This is a genomic window from Saccharothrix sabaoui (assembly GCF_051756985.1).
GTDB lineage: Bacteria > Actinomycetota > Actinomycetes > Mycobacteriales > Pseudonocardiaceae > Actinosynnema.
On record NZ_JBPKJK010000028.1, the window covers coordinates 1 to 25,686 of the forward strand.

Sequence of the window (25,686 nt, forward strand, 5' to 3'; positions counted from 1 at the left end):
CGGACCGACCACCGGGGTCTGGCATGATGCCGTGCACCCCCCGCGCCGCCGAGAGAAGTTGGCCGACAGATGAGTTCCGACAGCGCGCACGACAAGCTGATCGCCCTGCTGGACGAGCACGACGCCACCTACCGGGTGATCGAGCACGCGCCGGAGGCCGTGACCGAGGTCGTCAGTCAACTGGCGGGGTACGACCAGCGGCAGGCCGCGAAGTGCATCGTCGTGATGGTCAAGGTGGGCAAGAAGGTCACCCGCTACGCGGCGGCCGTCATCCCGGGCCACAAGCGCGTCGACTTCACCAGGGTGAAGGCGCTGTTCGGCGGGACCTACGCCGGGTTCGCCTCGCCGGAGGCCGCCGAGGAGCTGGCCGGCACCCCGGTCGGGACGATCCCCCCGTTCTCGTTCGACGAGCGGATGGAGCTGTTCGTGGACCCCGAGGTGCTCCAGCACCCCGAGGTGTTCTTCAACGCCGCCCGGTTCGACCGCTCGATCGCGCTGGCGACGAAGGACTACGAGTCCATCGCCAAGCCCCGGGTCGAGCCCATCGCCCAGGTCTGAGCCGGCGCGTCCCGGAGCATTCCCGCAGCTTCGGGATCACGCACGGTCATCGTGCCACCGCGTCACCGGTCGCCCTTGTCAAGGGCACCCCTATGGCGCCCCCAAGACTTCTTGAATGCGCCGGGGTCCGGACAGCCGCTTGACGCGGCCGGGGCACGCTGCTACTTTCATTTATCGCGACATATATTCACATTTAAATACCGCAAGAGCTTTCTGACAGACATTTGTCAGCAGTCGGCGGCACATCGGGACAGCGGTGTCCTGGCGATTAACGGACACCCGCTCCGGTGCAGTGACCTTGAATTCGGTGCCCGACTTTTCCGCACGGGAAGAGGCCCGTCGATTTCGCGAGGGAGCTGTTGCTTGCTGCACGCCACGACAGGACCCAGCGCCACGAGCGGCGTCGAGGCCGTCGTCCTCGCCCGGCGCGAGGGCGCGGCACTGCGCCTGTTCGCGTTCCCGCACGCCGGCGGCGGCCACCAGGGCTTCGCCGACTGGCCGGACGGGCTCGCCGAGGACGTCGAGGTCGTCTCGTACACCCTGCCCGGCCGCGGCCGTGACCAGGGCGGACGACCCCACACCTCGTGGGCTTCCCTGGTCGGGGACCTCGCCGACCTCGTGACCCGGCACCACGACGGCGCGCCGTTCGCGTTCTTCGGCCACAGCTTCGGCGCGCTGGTCGCGTTCGAGGTGTGCCGCCGCCTGGCCGACGAGGGCCTGCGCACGCCCGAGGTGCTGTTCCTGTCCGCGCACCGAGCGCCGCACCTGTCGTGGGCGGGCCCGGAACGGCATTCCTTACCCGAGGCCGCGTTCCCGGACCTCGTGCGGGAATGGGGACTCGTGCCGGCGGACCTCCTGGCCGACGACGACCTGCTCCGGCTGATCCTGCCGCCCCTGCGGGCCGACCTGCGGCTGGACGAGGAGCACGTCTGCGGGACCGGCGACGCGACCGGTCGCCGGCTGCCCGTCCGGTGCGTCGTGTACGGCGGTTCCGAGGACCGCACGGTGACCGCCGGAGAACTCCGGGCGTGGCGGCAGCACTTCGACGGCGCGGCCGACTTCGACGTCGAGGTCCTTCCCGGTGGTCATTTTTTCACGATTGACTCGCGGGCCGCCCTGCTGGGCAGCGTCAACGCGCATCTCGATCAGGTTAAAAACAACCTCGGCCCGTCGGTCGCCATCACGGGAACGGCCTACCCGAACCCCGATCGGACGATCTGGGCGCGTTTCCAAGAACACGTGGCGTCACGTCCGGACGCACTCGCCCTCATTGATCACCCGAGGCAGTGGTCCTACCGCGAACTCGACGCGGACGCGACCGCCCTCGCCGCCGACCTGCGCGCCGCCGGGATCACGCGCGGTGACGTCGTCGGCCTGCTCCTCCCCCACTCGGCGGAGTACTGCGTCGGCCTGCTCACCTGCTTCGGCCTCGGCGCGCCGGCCTGCCTGCTGGAGAAGAACTGGCCGGCCTCCCTGCTGGCGCAGTTCCTGGAGAGCGCCGACGTCCGGGTCGTGCTGACCACCCCGGAGCTGGTGGAGCTGCTGCCGGCCGCGTTCCGGGAACCCGGGCGGGTGCTCGTGCTCGACCGGGACCGCCCGCCCGCGCGCGAACCGGTCGCCCCGGTGGGGTTCCCCGACGTCGCGCCGTCCGACATCGCCCTGATCTCGATGACCTCCGGCACGTCCGGCACGCCGAAGGCCGTGCTCAACAACCACCTGGGCTGCCTGTACTGCTTCGACGCGCGCTACGAGCTGTACCCCTACCGGGAGGACTCGCGCGAGGGCCTGAACGCGTTCTTCGCCTGGGAGTGCCTCCGGCCGCTGCTGGAGGGCAGGTCGGCGGTCGTCGTCCCGGACGACCACATCTTCGACCCGGTGCGGCTCGTGGACACGCTGGAGGGCTTCGGCATCACCCGCGCCGTGGTGCCGCCCTCGCTGTTCGAGAGCCTGCTCGACCACCCCGTCGTGGGCCCGACGCTGGTGGACCGGTTGGCGCACATGGAAGCCTGGTTCCTGATGGGCGAGGTCGTGCCCGCCCGGGTCGTCGACAAGGCCGCCGCCCTGCTGCCGCCGCACGTGCGGCTGGTCAACTCCTACAGCACGTGGGAGTGCCTGGACGTCTCCTTCGCCGACCTGCTCCCCCGGCCGGCGGGTGCCGTCCCGCGCTCCGCGTTCGCGCCGGTCGGGCGCGTCCTCGACGGCAGCGCGGCGGTCCTGCTCGGCGCCGACGGCGAACCGGTGCCCCTCGGCGCGGTCGGCGAGCTGCACTTCGCCGGTCCCGGTGTCGCGGACGGCTACCTCGACGACCCGGTGAAGACCGCCGAGCGCTTCGTGCCGTGCCCGCCCGCGCTCGCCGGCACGGCCTTCGCCGGGAGCACCTTCTACCGCACGGGCGACCGCGCGCGGTTCCTGCCGACCGGCGACCTGGAGATCCTCGGCCGCACCGGCGACCAGGTGAAGGTGCGCGGGTTCAAGGTGTCGCTGCGCTCCGTGGAGCACGTCCTGGAGGGCGAGGACGGCGTCTCGCGGGTGATCGTGCGCCCCCTGCTGGACAGCCGCACGAACCAGCCGACGGGCCTGCTGGCCTACGTCCTGGGCGAGGGGGGCCGCCCCTCGGAGACCGTGCTGGCCCGGACCCGGCGCAGGGCCGGGCGCGACCTGCCCGAGTACGCGCGGCCCCGGCACTTCATCGGCCTCGACTCGCTGCCGATCGGCAAGGGCGACTCGCGCAAGCTCGACCTGTCCGCCCTGCCCCCGCCGCCGGCGGAGGAGGACGCCGGGCCCGCCACCGGTGCCGCGCCCACCTCGATGGAGCAGCGCGTCGCGCGGGCGTGGCAGGAGGTGCTGGGCGTGCCGCGGGCCGAGCCGGACGACAACTTCTTCGACCTGGGCGGCGACTCGCTCAGCGCGGCCCGGCTGTCGGGCGTGCTGGCCGAGCGGTTCGGCATCACCCTGCCCGTCATCGACGTCTTCCAGCACAGCACCGTGCGCGCCATGGCGGAGCACTGCTCGCGGAGCGCGGCCGGCGTCGCCACCGCGCCCCGGCGCGCACCCCGCCCGGAGACCACCAGGCTGGCCGTCGTGGGCGTGGCGGGGCGCTTCCCCGGCGCGGCGGACGTGGACGCGTTCTGGGAGAACCTCAAGAACGGCGTCGACTCGCTGACCACGTTCCCCGCGCGGCGGTTGCGGGACAAGGGCGTCCCGGAGGACGTCCTGGCGCACCCGGAGTGGGTGCCGGTCGGCCAGGTGATCGACGACGCGGACAAGTTCGACGCGGGCTTCTGGGGCATCGGGCGGCGCGAGGCCGTCGTGATGGACCCGCAGCACCGGGTGTTCGTCGAGACGGCGTGGGCCGCGCTCGAACAGGCGGGCTACGCGCGGCGCGGCAACCCCTACGCGCGGCGCACCGGCGTGTTCGCGGCGTGCGGCATCGACGGGTACCTCATCCACCACCTGGAGGGCGGCGGCCTCAAGGACCCGCTGGACCCGGCCGGGCTGTTCCTCACCGAGATCGGCAACGAGAAGGACTACATCGCCACCAGGGTGGCCTACCTGCTCGACCTCGGCGGCCCGGCGGTGACCGTGACGTCGGCGTGCAGCAGCGCGCTGGTCGCGGTGGCCCAGGCCGCGCAGTCGATCACGTCCGGCCAGTGCGACATGGCGGTGGCGGGCGGGTCGTCGATCACCTTCCCGAACTTCGGCTACCGCTACGAGGACGGCCTGGTGGGCAGCGCGGACGGCCGCGTCCGGCCGTTCGACGACGCGGCGAGCGGCACCCTCTTCGGCGACTCGGTCGGCGCGGTCGTGCTCAAGCGGCTCGACCTGGCCGTCGAGGACGGCGACCACGTCTGGGCCGTGCTCACCGGCTTCGGCGTGTCCAACGACGGCCGGATGAAGGCCGGGTACGCCGCGCCGAGCGCGCGGGCGCAGGCCCAGTGCATCTCGGACGCGATCACCATGGCGGGCATCGGCTCCGAGCAGGTCTCCTACGTGGAGTGCCACGCGACCGCCACGCACGTCGGCGACGCCATCGAGGTCAAAGGGCTGCACGACGCGTTCGCCGAGCACCGGGGCGCCGACGTGCCCCCGGGCGCGCGCACCGCGCTGGGCAGCGTCAAGGGCAACATCGGCCACGCGAACTGCGCGGCGGGCATCACCGGGTTCATCAAGGCGGTGCTGTGCCTGCACCACCGGACGCTGGTGCCCACCGTCAACCACGAGACGCTCAACCCGAAGCTGGTCGACTTCGTGGACGCCGACGGGTCGCCGTTCACCGTGCAGCGGGAGCTGGCGGAGTGGACCGTGGCCGACCCGGCGACGCAGCTGCCCCGGCGCGCCGGGGTGTCGAGCTTCGGCATCGGCGGCACGAACGCCCACGTCGTCCTGGAGGAGGCGCCGCCCACCGGACCGGCGGGGACGCCCGACCGGCGCGCTCTGCACCTGGTCACGGTGTCCGCGCAGGCCGAGGGCGCGTTCCGGCGCAACGCCGACGCGCTGGCGCGGTTCCTGGGCGGGCTGCCCGCCGACGAGGTGGGCCCCGCGGTCCGGTCCCTGCACCTGCGCCGCGAGTCGCACCCGCTGCGCGCCACCGCCGTGGTCGCGGCGGACGACCTCGGGGCGCTGCGCCGGCTGCGCGACGAGCCGCTCGGCGCGCCCGTGCCGCCGGGGCGCGCGGCCACCGTGGCGTTCACGTTCTCCGGCCAGGGGTCGCAGACCGCCGGGATGGCGCGCGGCCTGTACCGGGGCGGGGCGGACGGCGGGCGGTTCCGCCGCCACTTCGACGCGGCCTGCGCGGAGCTGGGGCGCCACCTGCCCGACGACCCGGCCGCGCTGGTCCTCGGCGCGGATGACGCGTCGGTGGCGCGGCCGACGACGACGCAGTGCGGCCTGTTCGCGGTGGAGTACGCGCTCGCGAGCACCCTGGTGGACGTCGGCGTCACGCCGGTCGCCGTCGCCGGGCACAGCATCGGCGAGTACGCGGCGGCGGTGGTGGCGGGCGTGCTGGCGCTGGAGGAGGCGGCCGAGCTGGTGGCCGTGCGGGCGCTGGCCACCGAGTCCCTCGTCGGCGCGGGCGGCGGGCGCCTCGGTGGGATGCTCAGCGCGGTCGGCGACGAGGAGCGGATGCTGGACCTGGTCGACAGCCGGGAGGGCGTGTGGCTCGCCGCGGTCAACGCGCCCGGTCGGATTGTTCTGTCGGGGACAGAGCCCGCCATCCGGGAGATCGCGGAAGCGCTTGCGCGAATCGGCGCGACGTGCAGGGCGGTGCCCGTGTCGCACCCCTTCCACAGCGACCTGATGACCCCGGTCGCCGACCGGGTCGCCGCCGCGGCGGAGCGGTTCGACGCGCGCGTGCCCGCCGTGCCGCTGGCCGCCAACCTGACCGGCACCTGGCTCGACCCCCGCTACCGGCCCGGCGCGCACTGGGGCGCGCACGTGACGTCGACCGTGCGGTGGCGCGACGACGTGGCCGCGCTGCTGAAGTGGGAGCCCGACGTCGTCCTGGAGATCGGTCCGGGCGCGGTGCTCACCTCGTTCACGCACAAGCTGCTCAAGCACCGCGGCGACGCGTCGACGACGCCCGTCGCGACCCTGCCGGGGGCGAAGGACCCCGACGCGGACGACGAGGTGGCGTTCCTGGAGGCCCTCGGGCAGCTGTGGCGGCACGGCGTCGAGCTGGACTTCGCCGCGTTCCACGACCACCCGGGGGCGGGGCGGCCGACGCACCGCCCGCTGCCGACCTACAGCTTCGAGCGGACCAGCTTCTGGGTGAAGCCGGAGGCGTCGATCCACGTCGACGCCGAGGTGCCCGCGGCGGTGGCCGGGGACGCGCCGGGTCCGCTCGTCCGGTACGCCGCCAAGCCGGACGCGCGGGTCACCCTGTACTGCTTCCCCTACGCGGGCGGGGGCGCGACCGCGTTCCGGTCGTGGGCGGGGTCCGCGCCGGCGTGGCTGGACGTGGTCGCGGTCGAGCCGCCCCGGTCGGGCGACGACACCGCGGACCTGGCCGGGCTGGCCGCCGCGCTGCGGGCGGACGCGGGCCCGCGCGCGGTCGCGTTCTGCGGCCTGAGCTTCGGCGCGTCGCTCGTGCTGGACCTGCTGGGCGGGCCGCTCGCCGACTGGCGCGACCGGGTGCTGGCCGTCTCCGTCGTCGGCCGCGCGCCGATCACCGGCGAGGCGGGCGGGACGGACGCGGTGGACTCGGCGGACGTCGGGTCGTTCCTGATGGTCCCCGACGAGCTGCGCGAGGACGCCCGGTGGCGGCGGGAGGTCCTGCCGCTGCTGCGCGCCGACCTGGGGGCCGACGCCCGCGCGGCGCGGCGGGTGGCCGGGCGGCCCGGTCCGGTGCTCGACTGCCCGCTCCAGGTGCAGTGCGGGACGGACGACCCGTCGTTCCCCGCCGCGTCGGCGCACGGGTGGGCGAGCGCCACGACCAGCCCGGTCGTGGACGTGCGCCTGCACGAGGGCTCGCACGACTTCATGCTGCACCGGCGCGACCGCGTCCTGGCGGCGCTCGTCGCCTTCCTGGACCGCCTCGACCCGGTGGACACCACCTCCGGCGGGCTGCACGAGGTGCGCTGGACGCCCGTCGCGCCGACGGCCACCCCGACGACGACCACCCCGACGACGATCCCGTGGACCGACCTCGACCGCACGGGGACGGCCGCGACCACCCGGTTCCTGCTCGACGCCCTGACCGGCCCCGACGCCGGGGCGGCCGTGCTGCTGCGGCTCGCGCCGGACGTGCCGGCGGGGCGGCACTGCGCGCGGCTGCTGGACCTCGCGCGATCCCTGGTCACCGGCGGGGCCCGCGGCCGGCTGGTCCTGGTCGTGCCCGCGGAGCCGCACAGCGGCCTGGTGGCCGGCCTGACCCGGTCGCTCGTGCTGGAGGAGCCCGGCCTGGTCGTGCAGCGGGTCCACGTGCGCGGGTGGCCGGGGGACGACGACGTCCCCGCGCTGCTGCGCGCCGCGAGCCGGCACCCGGCGGAGACCGACCTGCTCACGGGCGGCGGCCACCTCGGCGGCCCCCTGCTGGGCCGACGCCTGCTGCCCGCCCCGCTGCCGGACCTGCCGCGCGGCGCGCTGGGCGCGACCGGGGGCGGCTACCTGGTCACCGGCGGCTCGGGCGGCATCGGCCGGGTCGTCGTGGACTGGCTGCTGCACCACCAGGGCGTCAGCCCCGACCGGGTGGTCGTGACCGGCCGCGCGGAACCCGACGACCTGCGCCGGGGCGTCCGGTTCGTCGAGGCCGACCTCACCGGGCCGCTCGACGCGGTGGCCGACGCGGTCGGGCCGCTGGCCGGGGTCGTGCACCTCGCGGGAGCGCTGGACGACGGCGTGCTGACCAACCTGGACGCCTCCCGGTTCGACGCCGTGCTCGCGCCCAAGCTCGCGCTGTCCGCGCTGGTCGACCTGGGCCGCGCGTGCGGCGCGCCGTGGATCGCCGCGTTCTCGTCCACCAGCGCCCTGCTCGGCTCGGCCGGCCAGGCCAACTACGCGGCGGCCAACGCCTGGCTGGACGCCCGCGCCGCGTGGCCGCCACCGGACGGCGGTCCGACCGTCGTGTCCGTCGCCTGGGGCACCTGGGGCGAGGTCGGCATGGCCACGCGCAGCGCCAGGGCCCTCGACGCGGCCCGGGACGGCGGCGAGGCGCCGTTGGGCACGGGCAGCGCGCTGGCCCTGTTCGGCCGGGTCGTCGGCTCGCTGCTGTCCGGCGCGCCCGCCGGCCGCTGCTTCGCGGCCTGCGACGTGGACTGGGACCGCACGCCGTGGGCGGGCACGCCGCTGCTGTCCGCCCTGCCCGCCGCGCGACCGGCCGCCCGGCCGCGCGCGTCCGGGGTCGTGCTCGGCGCGCCGAAGTCGCCCGCGCCGGTCGACGACCCCGTGCACGCGTTCCTCACCGGCTACGTCCACCAGTGGGACGAGTCGAAGCAGCTCGTCGACCTGGGACTGGACTCGCTGGACTTCGTCCGGATGCGCGGCGACTTCGCCCGCCGGTTCGGCAAGGACGTGCCGCTGACCGCGATAGCCAAGCCCGACCAGCGCCTCGGCGAGCTGCGCTCGCTCCTCTCGGACTACTGATCACGCGTACCCGCTTGCTGGGGGAAGGGGGCAGTTCATGCCCGTGAGCGACACGGAGCACCGGACCACGACGCGCGCCGCCGACGTGGCCCGCGCCTACGACGCCGCCGTGCGCCGATTACCGGACGCGGAGTTCGAGCGCCTCGCGGCGGCCTCGGCGCGCTACCGGTCGGCCGTCGGGGAGCACCTGTCCCTCGCGCTGCGGGACCTCGCCACGGACGGGGCGGTGGACCCCCGGCGGTTGCGCGCGCTGGCCGCGACGACGGCCCTCGACCCGCTGCACCGGGCGTTCGCCCCGGCGGACCCGCCGGCCGCGGAGGACGACGTGCTGGAGCGGCTGCGGCTGGTGCAGCGCGTGTGGGAACCGTTCGCGGACTGGTGGAGCGGCTACTTCGCCGACCGCGACGGCGCGACCGTGCCGCTGGTGGACCTGTGGCAGCTCTACCTGCCGTTCGCCCGGTGGATCGTGCGGGAGAAGCGCGAGCGCCGCCCCGACGGGCTGTTCGTGGTCGGCTTCAACGGCAGCCCCGGCGCGGGCAAGACGGTGCTCACGACGGCCCTGTCGGTCGTGCTCAACCAGCTCCTGGACCCCCGCGCCGAGGGACGGGCGGTCGCCCGCAGCGGCGACGACTGGTACCTCCGCCGGGCCGACCGGGAACCGCTGCGCGCCCTCGGCTACGACGCGGGCGTGCCGGGCGTGTCGAACCGGTCCCTGCCCGGGACGCACGACCTCGACTGGTTCCTGCGCAACCTGGCGGAGATGGAGCGCAGCGGCCACGACTCGGTCATCCGGATGGGCAACTTCGACAAGGGGACCGATGACCAGCCCACCGGGCCGGACGGGTGCTTCGAGGTGTGCGGCAAGGTCGGCGTCTTCCTGTTCGACCTGTGGTTCGCCGGCGCCGCGACCGACGTGGACCCGCTGGAGCTGCCCGAGGGCCTGCGCCGCCGGGTCGCGGAGCACCTGCGGCGCTGGGCGCCCGCCTTCGACCGGGTGGACGCGCTGTGGGCCTACGGGTGGGACTCCTACGAGCGGCTGCTGGCCGACCGCGAGGCGCAGGAGCGCCTGGTCGAGCAGCGGCGCGGCAGGCGCGGCATGAGCCGCGAGGACGTGCGCACGTTCATGGCCTACATGGTCGAGCGGGCCTGGGACTGGCGGACGACGTCCCCGCTCCCGGCGGAGGACGGGATCACCTTTCGCGCCTGGCGCGACACCAACCACCGCGTGATCGCGGTGCACCGAGGAGGTCGGGCTTCGTGACGCAGTCGTCTTCGCACCCGCCGGCGGGGCGGACGTTCGCCATGCCGGACGTGGTCCGCCAGTTCCGCGAGCTGGTCGAGGAGCAGTCGCGCGGGGACCGCGTCCACGACACCGTCGTCATCGGCGGCGGGGCGGCCGGCGCGGGCGTGCTGCGCGACATCGCCTCCCGCGGCAACGGCAGCGCCGTGCTGGTCGACCGCGGCCCGTTCGGCGGCGAGACGTCGAGCAAGACGGGCAAGGCGATCCACCCCGGCATCCGCTACCTGCGGATGTGCTTCCACCGCCTGCTGCTGGCGTTCGGCCTGCGCCGCGACCCGAAGATCAAGCAGACGCCGGTGCAGAACCTCCGCTCGGCCTGGCTGGACCTCAAGCTGGTCTGGTACGGCACGCGGGAGCGCAAGATCCTGCTGGACACGACCCCGGACACCGTCCAGGAGATCCCCAACGTCGTGTTCGTGCTGCCGGACAGCCCGGAGAAGAAGTGGGCGGTCTTCTTCGGCATCTCGCTCTACGACCTGTTCACCGCGCTGTGGGCGTGGGTGGGCCGCACACCCCGGGGCAGCCGGGTGAAGCTGTTCTTCGACAAGCGCGCGCTGCACCGCGAGCTGCCGCACCTGGCGGCCGACTCCCCCGCCCTGGCGGGCATCCAGTACTGGGACGGCAAGGCCAGCAACGACAAGGTGCTGGTGCTCAAGGCGATCCGCGACGCCTACTACCGGGGCACGGCGGCCAACCCGATCCGGGCGCTGAGCTTCGTCGAGGTCGAGCACTACGAGTGGCGGCCGGACGGCGGGCACTTCCTGGTGACCCTCGTGCGGCGCTTCGAGCACGACGAGCTGCCCGAGCGGGTCACCGTGAAGGCGCACACGATCACCAACGCCGCCGGCCCGTGGCTGGACCGGGCGCGCAACCGGACGACGGAGCCCGACGGCCGCACGTCCGTCGTGTACTCCCGGGGCTCGCACCTGGAGGCGACGAACCGGTTCATCCACGAGAGCCTGTCGGCGGACCCGAAGCTCCAGGTGGGCCTGGTGCCGCTGAACGCCGAGCGCCAGCACTACCTGCGCCCGTTCCACCAGAACGGCATCTGGTACGTCCAGTGCACGACCACCGACCGGCCGCACGCGGACCCGGACCTGGTCGTGCCGATGGAGGACGAGATCGAGGAGCTGCTGCACTCCTACAACGAGCTGGTCGACGACCGCTGGAAGATCACCCGCCGCGACGTCTTCCACGTGTTCTGCGGCATCCGGCCGCTGGCGGCGGCGGCCGGCGGCGAGATCGCGGTCAAGGACCTGACGCGCATGTTCCGCATCACCCGGCACGACCGGGGCGGCCCGGTGTTCGACATGGTCAACATCAAGCTGACCGAGTTCCGCTGGGCCGGCCGCGAGGTGGTCGGGCTGATCGCGAAGGAGCTGCGCCGCAAGGGCGTCAAGGCGCTCGGCGCGTCCACCACGCACCGGCTGCCGTTCCTCACCCTGGAGGGCGAGGGCAGGTTCGCGATCCACCGCGCCGACCACCCGCGCGGCGACCGGGAGTTCCTGCGGGAGAAGGTCGCGCACCACGTGGACCACCAGATGGTCAACAGCTACGAGGACTACCTGATGAACTCCGGCGGCATCCGGGACGCGGTGGTGTTCGACGAGGACGGTCGCTGCGACCTGGACCTCGGCGTGCTCGACCTCGTGCTGGCGGAGATGGCGGACCGGCTCGGCTGGGGCGCCGCGCGGCGCGACCGCGAGTGGGACCGGTTCGCCGAGGTCTACACCCGCAACATGGCGCACTGCGACCTGCGGGTCCGCGTGCGCGACCACCGGCGTCCCCGGGACGTCGCCGAGATGCAGGACGCCAACGCCGGCGCGGTCGACTGAGGAGCGGGCATGTACTTCGAGAAGGACGCGAGTCTGCACCACGTCGAGGAGGAGGTCGTGGCCGTCGTCGGCTACGGCATCCAGGGCAAGGCGTTCGCCGCGAACCTCCGCGACAGCGGGGTGCGGGTCGTCGTCGGCAACCGGGAGGACGAGTACCGGGAGGCCGCGGTCGCGGACGGCTTCGACACGCGGTCGATCGCCGAGGCCGCCGCCGCCGCGTCGATCGTGCTGCTGCTGATCCCGGACGACGCGCACCCGGCGGTGTTCGCCGAGGACGTCGCGCCGAACCTGCGCGACGGCGACCTGTTCGTCCTCGCGCACGGCTTCTCCATCCGGTTCGGCCGGATCACGCCGCCGGCGGGCGTGGACGTGGCGCTGCTGGCGCCGAAGATGTTCGGCAAGCCCATCCGGCAGCACTACCTCGACGGCTCCGGCGTGCTGGCGTTCCTCGACGTCGTGCGGGACGTGACGGGGTCGGCGCTGGCGCGGACCCTGTCCGTGGCCAAGGCCGTCGGCTTCACCCGCTACGGCGTGATGCCGGTGTCGCTGGCCACCGAGACCGAGCTGGACCTGTTCCAGGAGCAGTTCCTCACGCCGCTGCTGATCGACGCGGTCCGGATCGCCTACGAGGTGCTGGTCGAGTCCGGGTGCGAGCGCGTGCCGTCGCTGCTGGACATGCACGCCTCGGGCGAGATGGCCGAGATGCTCGTGGAGGCGATGTCGGCGGGCCTGTACGAGGTGATCGAGCAGCAGGGGTCGCCGACGTGCCGGTTCGGCGTGCAGCGGTACCTGGGCAAGCTGGTCGGCGACGACCTCAAGGCCAAGGGCCGGGAGATCCTCGCCGACATCAGGGACGGCGGTTTCGTCGCGGCGCTGGACGAGGAGGCCGGGGCCGGCTACCCGAGCCTCGACGACTACCGGGCGGCCTACCTGGCGAGTGACGTGACCAAGGCGCACGACGAGCTGCGGGCGATGCTCCGCTCCTCCTGAGGGAAGGCCAGGGACTTGTTACCAGACGTCCAGCACATCGGGCACGCCCTGCCCGACCACGAATCACTGGTGGCGCGGGACACCCGCCACGTGCTGCACCCGTGGGCCGACCTGTCGACCCTGGGCACGCAGGAGTCGCTGATCATCACCGAGGCGCACGGCATCGAGGTGTCCGACAGCAAGGGGAAGACGTACCTCGACGCCATCGGCGGCATGTGGTGCGTCACGGTGGGCTACGGCCACCCGGAGCTGGTCGGGGCGATGGCCGCCCAGGCGCGGAAGATGGCGTACTTCACGCCGTTCGGGGACGTCTCCAGCGAACCCGCCGCGCGGCTGGCCGCGATGCTCGCGGACCTCTCCCCCGGCGACCTCAACCGGGTGCAGTTCACCACCGGCGGCTCGACCGCGGTGGAGTCCGCGGTCCGGATCGCGCACTACTACTTCGCCTCGCGCGGGCAGGCGTCCAAGCGGCACGTGCTGTCCCGGGTGAACGCCTACCACGGCGGCACGTACCTGACGGCGTCGCTGTCCGGGAAGTCCGCGGACCGCACGCTGTTCCACTACGAGAGCGACTGGGTGCACCACCTGGAGAGCCCCGGCTACGACCCGGACACCTCGCCGGTGTCCGCGGCGGAGCGGCTCGACGGCCTCGTCTCCGGCATGGAGCGGGCCATCGCCGAGATCGGCGCGGAGAACATCGCGTGCTTCGTCGCCGAGCCGGTCCTCGCCTCCGGCGGCGTGCTCGTGCCCCCGCCCGGCTATCACGAGGCGACGCTGGAGCTGTGCCGCCGCAACGACATCCTCTACGTCTCCGACGAGGTGGTCACCGGCTTCGGCCGGCTGGGGCACTTCTTCTCGTCCGAGGCGCGGTTCGGCGTCGTGCCGGACATGATCGTCACGGCGAAGGGCCTGACCTCCGGCTACCAGCCGCTGGGCGCGGTGCTCGTGTCCGACCGCGTCGCCGAGTCCCTGGCCGCGCACGCCGACCGGGACAAGCCCGTGTTCTCCAACGGGTTCACCTACTCCGGGCACCCGGTCGCCTGCGCCACGGCCGTCGCGAACATCGAGGTGATGCGGCGCGACGACGTGTGCGGCCACGTGCGCGAGGTGGGCCCGTACTTCATCCAGCGGCTGCGCGAGCTGCGCTCCTCCCCGATCGTCGCCGCCGTGCGGGGCGACCACCTGATGGCGTGCGTCGAGTGCCACGTGCCGGGCGAGGTCGGCCCCACCGCCCGCAACCAGGCGCTGGCGCGCCGCGTCGACGCGCACTGCGAGGAGGCGGGCCTGCTCGTGCGGCCCTACGAGAACCTCTGCATCATGTCGCCGCCGCTGGTCATCACCCGCGGCGAGGTCGACCGGATCGTGGACATCATGGCCGACTCGCTGGCCCGCGCCGAGCACGACCTGCGGACCGGCGCGGTCGAGTAGCACCGGAACTCCCCCGACGAGACACCGGAAGACCTGGAAGTGGTGCCATGGAAGCATCCTCACCGACCCTCGACTGCCGCGGCCTGACCCCGGCGCTGACGGTGCTGCGGATCAAGCAGGCCATCTCCTCGGGCCGCGACGCGCACGCGCCCGTGCGGGTCGTGCTCGACTCGGGGTGCGGGCGCGACCACGTGTCCGGGGCCCTCGGCGAAGCCGCCGGGCGCCTCCGGTACGCCGACGACGACCCGGTCGCCGACCCGGCGCGGCCGTGGTGGCAGCGGCCCGACCTGCGCTACCGGGACGGCCGCCTGCACCTGGGCGGCACCGACGTGGAGGAGCTGGCCGAGCAGGTGGGCACGCCCGCCTACGTGCTGCGGGCCGACCGCGTGCGGGAGAACGTCGAGCGCCTGTCCGGCGCGATGGCCGCCGCCGGCCTGGACCACCGCGTCTACTACGCGATCAAGGCCAACCGGTCGCCCGGCCTGCTGTCCTACCTGCGCACCACGGGGCTGGTGGGCGTCGACGTCTGCTCCACCGGCGAGCTGCTGCACGTGCTCGGCGCCGGGTTCCCGCCCGACGCGGTCTCGTTCACCGGCACGTCCCTGTCCCGCCAGGAGGTCGAGGCGCTGGCCCGCTTCCGCGGCCTGCGCGTCAACTTCGACTCCGTGTCCTCCTTGGACGCCTACGGCCGGCTGCGGCCCGGGTCCGCGGTCGGGCTGCGGATCAACCCCGGCATCGGCGTCGGCTACCAGGGCAACGAGCGGCTGAACTACAGCGGCGCCCCGACCACCAAGTTCGGGATCTACCGCGAGCACGTGGACGAGGCGAAGGCCGTCGCCCAGCGGTGGGGCCTGGACGTCGTCCGGCTGCACTTCCACGTCGGGTGCGGTTTCCTGGACGCGGAGCTGTCCCAGTTGGAGGAGGCGCTCGACGCCGCCGACGCGTTCACCGCGCACTTCCCCGGCCTGCGCGAGATCAACCTGGGCGGCGGGCTCGGCGTGCCGCACACCGCGACCGACCGCGCGCTCGACCTCGACCGGTGGGCGGGCGCGGTGGCCCGCAGGTTCGCCGGGCGCGGCCTGCGGGTCGCGGTCGAACCCGGCGACCACCTCGTGAAGGACGCGGGGCTGCTGCTCACCACCGTCACCTACGTGGAGCAGCGCCGCGACGTGCTGTTCGCCGGCCTCGACGCGGGCTTCAACCTCGCCGTGGAACCGGCTTTCTACGGGTTGCCCTGCGAACCGGTCGCGGTCGTGCCGCGCCGGGACGAGGGCACCGAGACCTACACCGTCGTGGGCAACGTGAACGAGGCCCTCGACAAGTGGGCGTCCGACCACCGGATGACGCGGCTGCGGGAGGGCGACCACGTGGCGCTCATCAACTCCGGCGGCTACGCGGCGTCGATGCGCTCGGACCACTGCCTCCGCGGACAGGCCCGCGAAGTGCTGCTGATCGACTGAATCCACGACGGTCCCGCCGGCCGTCCGGCTCACTTGGGGGTCTACCAATGCGATCAGAGAGCATGCTGTCGGCGCGGGCGCACACTCCCGACGCCGCCGGTGACGTCGTGCCCAGTTTCGCCTTCAACCCGACCGACCCGTGGACGACGACGTTCCAGGCGGCCCTCGAACGCGCCGACCTCGCCGGCCGCCGCGTCTACGAGGTCGGGGTGGGCACCGGCACGAACATCGCGTTCATGCTTCAGAAGTGCGGCGCGTCCATGGTGCTGGGCAGCGACCTGGACCCGCGGTTACCGCTGCTCGCCCAGCGCCTCATCGGGGAGATCGCCCCCGACCTGCTGGAGCGGTTCCGCCCGATCGAGGGCTCGGTCAACCTCATCGACACGCCCGACGCGCGGGCGGAGGTGGCCCTCGCCGACGTCGTCGTGGGCTGCCTCCCCCAGGTGCCCGACCCGGACGACGCGATGTACCTGGACTTCCACGACGCCCAGCTGAAGAGGGCGGCGCTGGTGGGCGGGCGCACGGACGACCACATCGCGCACTACTACCCGTGGTCGGCGTTCAACGACTACCCGTTCAACGCGGTGGGCCTCGGGCTGATCGAGGCGCTGCTGCGGCGGGTCAGGGCGGCCTCGCCGACCGCCCAGGTCGTGCTGACCTTCGGGTGCCGGATCGGCCGGGCGCCCATCCTCCAGCTGTTCCGGGCCAACGGGTACCGGCCCGAGGAGCTGGTCTCGCGCGTGGTGCGGCAGAACGAGCGCACCGACATCTCGTTCTTCGTCGCCCTGGAGGCCGCCCTGCGGGGCACCGCCTACGAGGGCGACTTCACCTGCGAGTTCTACGCCGACCCCGACGGCCGGGTGCCCCTGTCGGCCCGCGAGGCCAAGGAGCGGCTGGACACCGACCCCGCGCTGCCGGTGTTCCACGAGATCTGCGTCCTGCGGGGCCACCCGGGGCTCGCCGCGGACTGACCAGTTGGAGGTATAGCTGTGGACACCAGATCAGGTAGCGGCGCGCCGGCCTTCCGCCTCGTCGAGCCCGGCCCGGCCTTCACCGTCCCGGTGCGCGGGCGCGCGTTCCTGGCCGGCTCGGCGCACCGGAACTTCCCGGAGACCGTGCCCGACGTGGGCCCGGTGCTGCCGACGCTCGCCGCCGACGGCGCCGGCCACCCGCCCGACGCGCTCGCCGCGGCGGTGCGGGACGTGGTGGACGAGGCGCTGCCGAAGTCCGGCGGGGTGCTGCTGCGCGGCCTGCCGCTGACCGACAAGGCCGGTTTCGAGGGGCTCATCGGCGGCCTGGGCTACGACCGCGCCGGGTACGAGGGCGGCATCGCCGTGCGCAAGCAGGACTCGGGCGCGGCGCTCAACGCCAGCCAGGAGGACCGCCGGATCACGCTGTCCCCGCACAACGAGATGGCCTACCTGCCCACGTACCCGCGGAAGATCTTCTTCTTCTGCGAGAGCGAGGCCACGTCGGGCGGCGAGGTGCCGGTCAACGACGTCCGGGAGACGGCCGCGATCATCCCGGACGACGTGAAGGACGCGTTCCGGGAGAAGGGCGTGCGGTACCACCGCAACCTCGCGAAGGAGTCCGGCAACGGCGAGATGGGCTGGGTCGACACGTTCCGCACCGAGGACCGGGCGGCCGTCGAGGAGCACCTGGTCGCCTCGGGGTACGAGTTCGCCTGGGACGCCGACGAGGGGCTGCGGTACCACTACGCGCGCGACGCGTTCACCGCCCACCCCGACACCGGCGAGGAGCTGTGGTTCAACCAGGTCACCGAGCTGCACTGCTCGTACTGGCGCTCCCACCCCGGTTTCCCACCCGACCTGCCCGACGACGCGTACCCGGCGACGACCACCTACGGCGACGGGTCCCCGATCGACGAGGACCTGATCTCGTACCTGCGCGGCGCGCTGTGGCGCACGGCGCGGGCGGTGCGGATGCGGCGGGGCGACGTGCTGGTGCTGGACAACCAGGTCTACCAGCACGGCCGCTTCGCGTTCGAGGGCCCGCGGCGGCACTTCGTCAGCCTCGCGCGGTAGCCGTCACGGGGTGCGCCACCGGCGGTCGTCCGGCGGCGCACCCCCTCCCGACCGCGCACACGACACCCTGGGGAAGACCTTGCAGTTGGCGAAACCGGCGCTCAAGCCCGCCCGGCCGTGGTTCTCGGCCGGGCCCTGCGCGAAGCGACCCGGCTGGGACCTCGACGCCCTGAAGGGGGCGTTCGTCGGCCGTTCGTTCCGCGGCCCGGAGGGTCGGGCCAGGCTCGCCGAGGTGATCGGGAAGTCCAAGGAGGTGCTGCGCCTCCCGGCGGACTACGAGGTCGCGATCGTGCCCGGCTCGGACACCGGCGCGGTCGAGATGGCGATGTGGAACCTGCTGGGGCACACCGGGGTCGAGGTGTGCTGCTGGGAGAACTTCGGCTTCACCTGGCTCGCGGACGTCGTGGACCAGCTGCGGCTGCCCGACGTGACCGTGCACCGCGCGGACCGGTACGGCGCGCTGCCCGACCTGTCCCGGGTGGACTTCGACCACGACGTCGTCTTCACCTGGAACGGCACCACGTCCGGCGTGTGCGTGCCCGACGGCGACTGGATACCCGCCGACCGCCGGGGACTGACGATCTGCGACGCCACGTCCGCGGTGTTCGGCATGGACGTCGACGTGGCCAAGCTGGACGTGATCACCTGGTCCTGGCAGAAGGCGCTGGGCGGTGAGGGCGCGCACGGCATGATCGCCCTGTCGCCCGCCGCCGTCGAGCGCCTGGCGGTGTTCCGGCCCGACCGGCCGCTGCCCAAGGTGTTCCGGCTGGCCAGGGACGGCCGGCCGCTCGACGGGCTGTTCGGCGGCTTCACCATCAACACCCCGTCCATGCTGGCCGTGGAGGACGCGCTCGACGCGCTGGACTGGTGCGCCGGGGTGGGCGGGCTGCCCGAGCTGGTCGCCCGTTCGCGCCGCACGCTCGACGTCGTCGCGCGGTGGGTCGGGGCGAGCCCGCACGTGGAGTTCCTCGCCGAGGACCGCCGCTCGACCTCGTCGACGAGCATCTGCCTGCGGTTCACCGACCCGTTCCTGGACGGGCTGCCCCCGGCGCGCACGGCGGCGTTCGTGGCGCGCCTGCTGGCCAGGATCGAGGAGAACGGCGCCGGTCACGACCTGGCCGCGCACCGGGAGGCGCCGCCCGGCATCCGGATCTGGGGCGGGCCCACGGTCGACACCGAGGACGTGGCGGCGCTGCTGCCCTGGGTCGACTGGGCGTTCGCGGAGACCCTGCACGAGTTCACCACCACCACGAGCACGAGGACCGGATGACCGACGCGCTCACCTCCGAGCTGACCCGCTTCGCCGAGCACCTCGCCGACGAGGCGCGCCTGCTGCTCTCCCGCGCGGCTGCGGAGCCCACCTCGGTGGACGTCAAGGCCGACAACAGCTTCGTCACCGCCACCGACCGGGCCGTCGAGGCGCGGTTGCGCGACCTGATCGGCGCCGCCTACCCCGACCACGGGATCGTGGGCGAGGAGTACGGCTCGTCGAACGCGGACGCGGAGGTGGTCTGGGTGCTGGACCCGCTGGACGGCACCGCGCCGTTCATCGCGGGCATCCCGGTCTACGGCACGCTGATCGGCGTGAGCAGGCGCGGCAGGCCGTGGATCGGGGTGATGGACTACCCGGCGACCGACGACCGGTGGGTGGGCGTGAGCGGGGCGTTCGCCGAGCGGAACGGGGTGAAGGTGGGTGCGCGGCGCTGCGCCGACCTCGCCTCCGCGCTGCTGACCTGCTCGAACCCGGACTTCTTCGGCCCGGAGGACCACGCGGCGCTGACCCGCGTCCGCGACCGCGCCCGGTACACCCTCTACGGGGGCAGCTCGTTCGCCTTCGGGGCGCTGGCGAGCGGCCGGACGGACCTCGCCGTCGACAGCGGGCTCAAGGTCTACGACGTGTTCGCGCCGGCGGCCGTGATCAGCGGGGCGGGCGGTGTCGTGACCGAGTGGTCGGGCGCCGAGCTGACCCTGACCTCGGGGACCCGGGTCGTCGCGGCGGGCGACCCCGGGCTGCACGCGCTGGCGCTGGCGCTGCTGGCCTGAGCCGTCACCGCTGGGGGCCGCCCGGCACCGGGCGGCTCTCCACGACCTGCTTCATGACCAGGGTGGACGTCAGGCGCTGGATGCCGGGCAGCGCGGCCAGGTGGTCGTCCTCCAGGCGCTGGTAGGCGGCGAGGTCCGCGGTGAGCACGCGCAGCAGGTAGTCCGGGTCGCCGAACAGGCGCTGCGCCTGGACCACCTGCGGTATGCCCGCGACGGCCTCCTCGAAGCGCAGCAGCGTGTCGCGGTCCTCTTGGCGCATGGTGACGAACACCAGCGCCTCGAAGGTCAGGCCGACCGCCTCCGGGGCCACGATCGCCCGGTAGCCGCGGATCGTGCCGCTGCGCTCCAGCTCGCGCAGCCGGCGGTGGCAGGGCGACACGCTGAGCCCGACCCGCGACGCGAGGTCGGTGACGGTCAGCCGCCCGTCGGCCTGGAGCTCGGCAATGATTTTCCGGTCGATCACGTCCACGTGGAAGATACTTCTGGTCGGCGGTCGGGATCACAACCACCGGTGACCGATCAGGCGTCGTACGCGCTCATCACGTGCTTGATGCGGGTGTAGTCCTCGAAGCCGTACACCGACAGGTCCTTGCCGTACCCGGAGTGCTTGAAGCCCCCGTGCGGCATCTCGGCGGCGAACGGGATGTGCGTGTTGATCCAGACGGCCCCGAAGTCGAGCCGGGCGGACAGCCGCACCGCCCGGCCGTGGTCGCGGGTCCACACCGAGGAGGCCAGCCCGTAGCGCACGTCGTTGGCGCAGGTCAGCGCGTCGGCCTCGTCGGTGAAGGTCTGCACGGTGATCACCGGCCCGAAGATCTCGGTCTGGCTGGCCTCGTCGCGCTGGCGCAGGCCGGAGACGACGGTGGGCGCGTAGAAGTACCCGCGGTCGCCGACGCGGGTGCCGCCGTGGTGCACGGTGGCGTGCTCGGGCAGCCGGTCGACGAAGCCCGCCACCCGGGCGAGCTGCTCGGCGTTGTTGAGCGGGCCGTAGGCGACGTCGGGGTCGTCCGGGCCGCCGGTGCGGGTGGCCCGCGCCTCCTCGGTGAGCGCGGCGACGAACTCGTCGTGCACCTCGGCGGCGACCAGGACGCGGCTCGCGGCCGTGCAGTCCTGGCCCGCGTTGAAGTAGCCCGCGGCGGCGATGCCCCGGGCCGCGGCGGCGAGGTCGGCGTCGGCGAAGACGAGGACGGGCGCCTTGCCGCCCAGTTCGAGGTGGGTGCGCTTGAGGTCGGCCGCGGCGGCGCCGGCGACCTCCATGCCGGCGCGGACCGAGCCGGTGATGGACACCATGTCGGGCCGGGGGTGCGCGACCAGCGCGCGGCCGGTGCCGCGGTCGCCGCAGACCACGTTGAACACGCCGGGCGGGAGGAACTCGGCGCACAGCTCGGCCAGCAGGGCGGTCGAGGCGGGCGTGGTGTCGGACGGCTTGAGCACGACGGTGTTGCCCGCCGCCAGCGCCGGCGCGATCTTCCACACGGCCATCATCAGCGGGTAGTTCCAGGGCGTGACCTGCCCGCACACGCCGACCGGCTCGCGCCGCACGTACGAGGTGAGGCCGGGCAGGTACTCCCCCGCCGAACGCCCTTCGAGGACGCGCGCCGCACCGGCGAAGAACCGGATGTGGTCGGTGCACGGCGGGACCTCCTCGGCGGCGGTCAGCGCGCGCGGCTTGCCGGTGTCGAGGCACTCGGCGTCGACCAGGTCGCCGGCCCGCGCGTCCATCGCGTCGGCGATCCGCAGCAGGGCGCGCTGCCGCTCGGCGGGCGTGGTCCAGCGCCAGGTCTCGAAGGCCCGCGCCGCGGCGTCCACGGCGGCGTCCACGTCGACCTGCCCGGACAGCGGCGACGTCGCGTAGACCTCGCCCGTGGTGGGGTCGACGACGTCCAGCTCCCGCCCGTCGGCCGCCGGGCGCTGCTTGCCGTCCACGAAGTTGGCGAACGCGGTCATGGGTTCCCCCTGCTGCCTCGGGTCCTGCTGCCTCGGGTCCTGCGCCGCGTCCGATTCCACCAGAGCGCCCGGCCCGGCGGTATCCGCGGATCAGCTCCGACCCGAAGGCTCGGGCGCTTCGGGCGCCCCGGCAGCTCCCGGTGCCCCGGCCGCCTCGGGTTCGCCGGCCGCTCCCGGTTCCCCGGCCGCTCCTGGTTTCCCGGCCGACCGGCCGCCGCGCCGGGCGCGGACCGCGTTGGCCGCCGCGAGCAGCGCGCCCAGGCCGAGCAGGACCAGGCCGCGCACCCACACCGCGCCGTCGATCTGCGTGAACAGCAGCAGGCACGAGGCCAGCGCCAGCCACGGGACGACGACCGGCACCCGGAAGTGGTCGGCCTCGCCGCCCTCCCGGCGGCGCAGCACCAGCACGGCGGCGTTGACGGCGGTGAACACGATCAGCAGCAGGAGCACCAGCGTCTCGGCCAGCGCGGCGACCTCGCCGGTCAGCGCCAGCACCAGGGACAGCGCCGAGGTCGTCGCGATCGCCACCCACGGCGTGCGCCGGCGGGGCAGGACGCGCGCCAGCGGCGCGGGCAGCAGGCCGTCGCGGGCCATGCCGTAGGCCAGCCGCGAGGACATGATGCCGGTGAGCAGCGCGCCGTTCGCCACCGCCACCAGCGCGACCACGCCGAACAGCCAGTCCGGCACGCCGCCGGCCAGCCGCACCACCTCCAGCAGCGGCCCGCTGGACCCGGCCAGCTCCTCCGTCGGCACGGACGCGCTGGTCACCAGCCCGATCAGCAGGTAGACCGCGCCCGCCGTGAGCAGCGCGCCGAACAGCGCCCTCGGGTAGGAGCGGCGCGGGTCCTCGACCTCCTCGGCCAGGTTCACCGACGTCTCGAACCCGACGAACGAGTAGTAGGCCAGCACCGTGCCCGCGAGCGTCGCCCCGACCAGGCCGTGCTCGGCCGTGCCCACCTGGCCGAGCCTGCCCAGGTCGGCGTCGCCGCGCAGCACCACCCAGGCGCCCAGGCCGATGACCAGCAGCAGCCCGCCGACCTCGATCGCCGTGGCCACCGCGTTCGCGCCCAACGACTCCTTCACGCCGCGCGCGTTGAGCAGCGCGAGGACGGCCAGGAACACGACCACCACCAGCAGCGTCGGCAGGGACACCAGCGCGCGCAGGTAGTCGCCCGCGAACGCGAGCGCCAGCGCGCCCACCGACACCACGCCCGCCGCGAGCATGCAGAACCCGACCAGCGAGCCCGCCGCCGGGCCGAACGCCGTGGTCGCGTAGTGCGCCGAACCGCCCGCGCGCGGGTAGCGGGTGGCCAGCTCGGCGTACGCCCCGGCGGTGAGCGCGGCCAGCACGAGCGCGGTCAGCAGCGGCAGCCACACCGCGCCGCCGGACTGCGAGGCGACCTCCCCCACCAGCACGTAGACGCCCGCGCCGAGGATGTCGCCCAGGATGAAGAGGTAGAGCAGGGGCGTGCCCACCGCCCGCCGCAACGAGGTCGCCATGCCCGCCCCTGTACCCACCGGGGACGGCGGCGAAGCGCGATCAGGCGGGTTGGCCGACCCGGTCGGCGGAGGTCCAGGTCAGGGCCTCGGTGAGGGTCGGGAACACCCGCAGCACCTGGGACACGCCGGTGATCTCCAGCGGCCTGAGCACGGCGCGGCCGGTGGCCACGAGCACCAGCTCGCCGCCCGAGCGCCGGACGTGCCGGTCGGCCTCCAGCAGCAGCGCCAGGCCGGACGAGCCGAAGAACCGCACCGCGGTCAGGTCCAGGACGACCACGGGCGGGGGCGGCGCGAGCAGCGCCTCCCGCACGCGCGGGGCGGTATCCAGGTCCAGTTCACCCGAAACGGTGACAACGACAACCCCGTCGGCGTGAACCACGTCGACGTCCAGGACGGGTGACGGGTGCTCGATCGGCTCGGCCACGGCGGCTCCTCGAGGTGCGTGCGGTCGTACAAGGCATTTATACCAACATCGGCAGGCCACGACCGCCGCTCAAGCCCGGTCACCCCGTCGGTCGACCCAGTCGGCGGACGGCGGCCACGATGTCGCTGTTGGGCACCCCCTTGAGGAGGTACTCCACCACGCCCGCGCGCCGGACCTCGCCGACGGCCGCCGAGTCGGCGTGCGCCGACAGCGCGAGGATGCCGGTGCGCGGCGAGCGGAGCCCGATCTCCCGGGCGGCGCGGCCACCGCCGCCGCCGGGCATCCGCACGTCGAGCACCACGACGGCCGGCTCGTGCCGCGCGGTCAGCTCGATGGCCTCGTCCGCGTCCCGGGCGACGGCGACGACCTCCAGGTCGGGTTCGGCGTCGAGCACCTCGCGCAGCGCGTCGCGGATCATCGGGTCGTCGTCCGAGATCACCACGGCGATCCTCGGTGCCCCGGTCACGGTTCCACCCGGACGTCGGGCGTGGGCACCCAGAACCGCACGACCGCGCCGCCGCCGGGGCGCTCGCCCAGGGTCCACCAGCCGCCGGAGGTCTCCGCGCGCTCGCGCATCTCGATGGTGCCGAAGTGCTCGGACGCGCGCCGCCCGGCGGGCGCGACGCCGCCGATGTCGTCGGGCGCCACGCCGCCGAGGCCCACGCCGTCGTCCGCGACCTCGACCAGGGTGCCCCGGTCCGCGGTGGTCAGCGAGACCTCGACGGCGGTGGCGCGGGCGTGCTTGCGGACGTTGGTCAGCGCCTCCTGGCAGATGCGGAAGATCGTGATGGCCACGTCGGCGGGCAGCTCGTGCGCCAGGTCGTGCCGCAGCCGGTAGGTCATGCCCCACTGCGCGGTGACGTCGGTGAGGTAGTGCTCCAGGGCCTCGCCCAGGCCGTGCCGGTCCAGTTCGGGCGGGCGCAGCCGGAACACCAGGTCGCGCAGCCGGCCGATGGACGTGCGCACCGCGTCGTCCAGCATGCGCACGGTGCCCACGTGCTCGTCGGGCACGCGGCTCGCGAGCAGCTGCAACCTCATGCCGACCGCGACCATGGCCTGGATGGAGTCGTCGTGCACGTCCCAGGCGATGCGGCGCCGTTCCAGCTCCTGCGCCTCGACGAGGTGGCCGACGAGCCTGCGCTGCTCGACCAGGGTCCGCTCGACGCGCCGGTGCTCGGTCATGTCCCGGGTCACCTTCGCGAAGCCCCGCAGCTCACCCGACTCGCCGAACAGCGCCGTGATCACCACGTTCGCCCAGAACCGCGACCCGTCGGCCCGCAGGCGCCACCCCTCGTCCTCGAACCGGCCGACCTCCGCCGCCACCTCCAGCTCACGCCACGGCTTCCGCGCCGCCAGGTCCTCCGGCGGGTAGAACACCGAGAAGTGCCGCCCCACCACCTCGTCCGCCGAATAGCCCTTGATCCGCTCCGCACCCGCGTTCCAGCTGATCACGCGACCACCCGGGTCCAGCATGAAGATCGCGTAGTCCACGACGCTCTGGACGAGCAGGCGGTAGGCGTCCTCGGGGGGAGGCGCGACGCCGCTGGCGGGGTCGACGGGCATGGCGCCACTGTGCACCACGAGCCCGGACCGGGCCGTGGGCGGTCGGTCAGGCCGCCGGGTCATCCTCCGCGCCCACCTCGGCGTCCACCTCGCACCACACGACCTTGCCGCCCGGCAGCGCGTCGACGCCCCAGCGCGCGGCGAGCCGGTCCACGACGACCAGGCCCCAGCCGCCGGCCGGCCCCGACTCGCGGGCGCGCGGCAGCAGCGGGCTGGCGTCGGGGGCCTCGACGCGCACCCCGCGCGCGTCGCAGACCAGCCGGAGGACCGGGTCGGAGGCGGTGTGCCGCAGGACGTTGGCGACCAGTTCGGAGGCGAGGAGCACGACGGCCTCGTGGTCACCGCGGAAGAGCCACTCGACGAGGGTCGTGCGGACGAACTCGCGCGCCCTGGCCGCGGCCCCGCCCCCGCGGGGCACGCCGAAGCCGGCCACCCGCGAAGACAAGGAGAGGTCCACGGTCACACCGTGGCGGAAGCGGCGTCGTCTGCCCAGACGCACCCACACCGGTCGGGC

Annotated in this window: 18 protein-coding genes; 11 read left to right on the top strand and 7 right to left on the bottom strand. The window is 73.9% G+C overall.

The window, feature by feature from the left end; all coding sequences use genetic code 11:
* The first annotated feature begins 69 nt into the window (after window positions 1–69).
* From ACR807_RS11300 to ACR807_RS11350, 11 genes are all read left to right on the top strand, one after another.
* Window positions 70–558 (top strand): YbaK/EbsC family protein, encoded by a 489-nt coding sequence (locus ACR807_RS11300; protein WP_438921202.1) that lies wholly within the window; start codon window positions 70–72, stop codon window positions 556–558.
* 363 nt (window positions 559–921) lie between these two features.
* Window positions 922–8,637: an alpha/beta fold hydrolase gene (locus tag ACR807_RS11305; protein WP_438921203.1), complete on the top strand. Its 7,716-nt coding sequence runs from the start codon at window positions 922–924 to the stop codon at window positions 8,635–8,637.
* A gap of 37 nt (window positions 8,638–8,674) precedes the next feature.
* Complete coding sequence (locus ACR807_RS11310; protein ID WP_438921204.1) at window positions 8,675–9,898, top strand: hypothetical protein; 1,224 nt, start codon at window positions 8,675–8,677, stop codon at window positions 9,896–9,898.
* Window positions 9,895–11,772, top strand: coding sequence for an FAD-dependent oxidoreductase (locus ACR807_RS11315; RefSeq protein WP_438921205.1), 1,878 nt, complete (start codon window positions 9,895–9,897; stop codon window positions 11,770–11,772). The genes ACR807_RS11310 and ACR807_RS11315 overlap by 4 nt, the downstream gene beginning before the upstream one ends.
* A gap of 9 nt (window positions 11,773–11,781) precedes the next feature.
* Complete coding sequence (locus tag ACR807_RS11320; protein WP_438921206.1) at window positions 11,782–12,762, top strand: NAD(P)-binding domain-containing protein; 981 nt, start codon at window positions 11,782–11,784, stop codon at window positions 12,760–12,762.
* A 15-nt stretch (window positions 12,763–12,777) separates the two neighbouring features.
* Window positions 12,778–14,190, top strand: a complete 1,413-nt coding sequence (locus tag ACR807_RS11325) for an aminotransferase (protein WP_438921207.1) — start codon at window positions 12,778–12,780, stop codon at window positions 14,188–14,190.
* 47 nt (window positions 14,191–14,237) lie between these two features.
* The gene (locus tag ACR807_RS11330) at window positions 14,238–15,650 is read left to right on the top strand and encodes a diaminopimelate decarboxylase (RefSeq protein ID WP_438921208.1); all 1,413 of its coding nucleotides are present in this window, start codon (window positions 14,238–14,240) and stop codon (window positions 15,648–15,650) included.
* 47 nt (window positions 15,651–15,697) lie between these two features.
* Window positions 15,698–16,621 (top strand): hypothetical protein, encoded by a 924-nt coding sequence (locus ACR807_RS11335; protein WP_438921209.1) that lies wholly within the window; start codon window positions 15,698–15,700, stop codon window positions 16,619–16,621.
* 18 nt (window positions 16,622–16,639) lie between these two features.
* Window positions 16,640–17,695 (top strand): TauD/TfdA family dioxygenase, encoded by a 1,056-nt coding sequence (locus ACR807_RS11340; protein WP_438921210.1) that lies wholly within the window; start codon window positions 16,640–16,642, stop codon window positions 17,693–17,695.
* A gap of 79 nt (window positions 17,696–17,774) precedes the next feature.
* Complete coding sequence (locus ACR807_RS11345; RefSeq protein ID WP_438921211.1) at window positions 17,775–18,965, top strand: phosphoserine transaminase; 1,191 nt, start codon at window positions 17,775–17,777, stop codon at window positions 18,963–18,965.
* Entirely contained in the window at window positions 18,962–19,738 is a 777-nt protein-coding gene (locus tag ACR807_RS11350; protein ID WP_438921212.1) for an inositol monophosphatase family protein, read from the top strand. The genes ACR807_RS11345 and ACR807_RS11350 overlap by 4 nt, the downstream gene beginning before the upstream one ends.
* 4 nt (window positions 19,739–19,742) lie before the next feature.
* Here ACR807_RS11350 and ACR807_RS11355 read toward each other — a convergent pair whose 3' ends face one another.
* The 7 genes from ACR807_RS11355 to ACR807_RS11385 all read right to left on the bottom strand — a co-directional run bounded on the left by ACR807_RS11355 (window position 19,743) and on the right by ACR807_RS11385 (window position 25,629).
* Window positions 19,743–20,207: an Lrp/AsnC family transcriptional regulator gene (locus ACR807_RS11355; protein ID WP_438921213.1), complete on the bottom strand. Its 465-nt coding sequence runs from the start codon at window positions 20,205–20,207 to the stop codon at window positions 19,743–19,745.
* A gap of 50 nt (window positions 20,208–20,257) precedes the next feature.
* Window positions 20,258–21,685 (bottom strand): gamma-aminobutyraldehyde dehydrogenase, encoded by a 1,428-nt coding sequence (locus ACR807_RS11360; RefSeq protein ID WP_438921214.1) that lies wholly within the window; start codon window positions 21,683–21,685, stop codon window positions 20,258–20,260.
* Window positions 21,686–21,775: 90 nt separating this feature from the next.
* The gene (locus ACR807_RS11365; RefSeq protein ID WP_438921215.1) at window positions 21,776–23,185 is read right to left on the bottom strand and encodes an APC family permease; all 1,410 of its coding nucleotides are present in this window, start codon (window positions 23,183–23,185) and stop codon (window positions 21,776–21,778) included.
* A gap of 40 nt (window positions 23,186–23,225) precedes the next feature.
* The gene (locus ACR807_RS11370; protein WP_438921216.1) at window positions 23,226–23,609 is read right to left on the bottom strand and encodes an STAS domain-containing protein; all 384 of its coding nucleotides are present in this window, start codon (window positions 23,607–23,609) and stop codon (window positions 23,226–23,228) included.
* 79 nt (window positions 23,610–23,688) lie between these two features.
* The gene (locus ACR807_RS11375; protein WP_438921217.1) at window positions 23,689–24,075 is read right to left on the bottom strand and encodes a response regulator; all 387 of its coding nucleotides are present in this window, start codon (window positions 24,073–24,075) and stop codon (window positions 23,689–23,691) included.
* Window positions 24,072–25,172: a PAS domain-containing sensor histidine kinase gene (locus ACR807_RS11380; protein ID WP_438921218.1), complete on the bottom strand. Its 1,101-nt coding sequence runs from the start codon at window positions 25,170–25,172 to the stop codon at window positions 24,072–24,074. The genes ACR807_RS11375 and ACR807_RS11380 overlap by 4 nt, the downstream gene beginning before the upstream one ends.
* A 46-nt stretch (window positions 25,173–25,218) precedes the next feature.
* Window positions 25,219–25,629 carry an ATP-binding protein gene (locus ACR807_RS11385; protein WP_438921219.1) on the bottom strand — a complete coding sequence of 137 codons (411 nt, stop codon included), beginning with the start codon at window positions 25,627–25,629 and terminating at the stop codon, window positions 25,219–25,221.
* Between the last annotated feature and the right edge of the window lie 57 nt (window positions 25,630–25,686).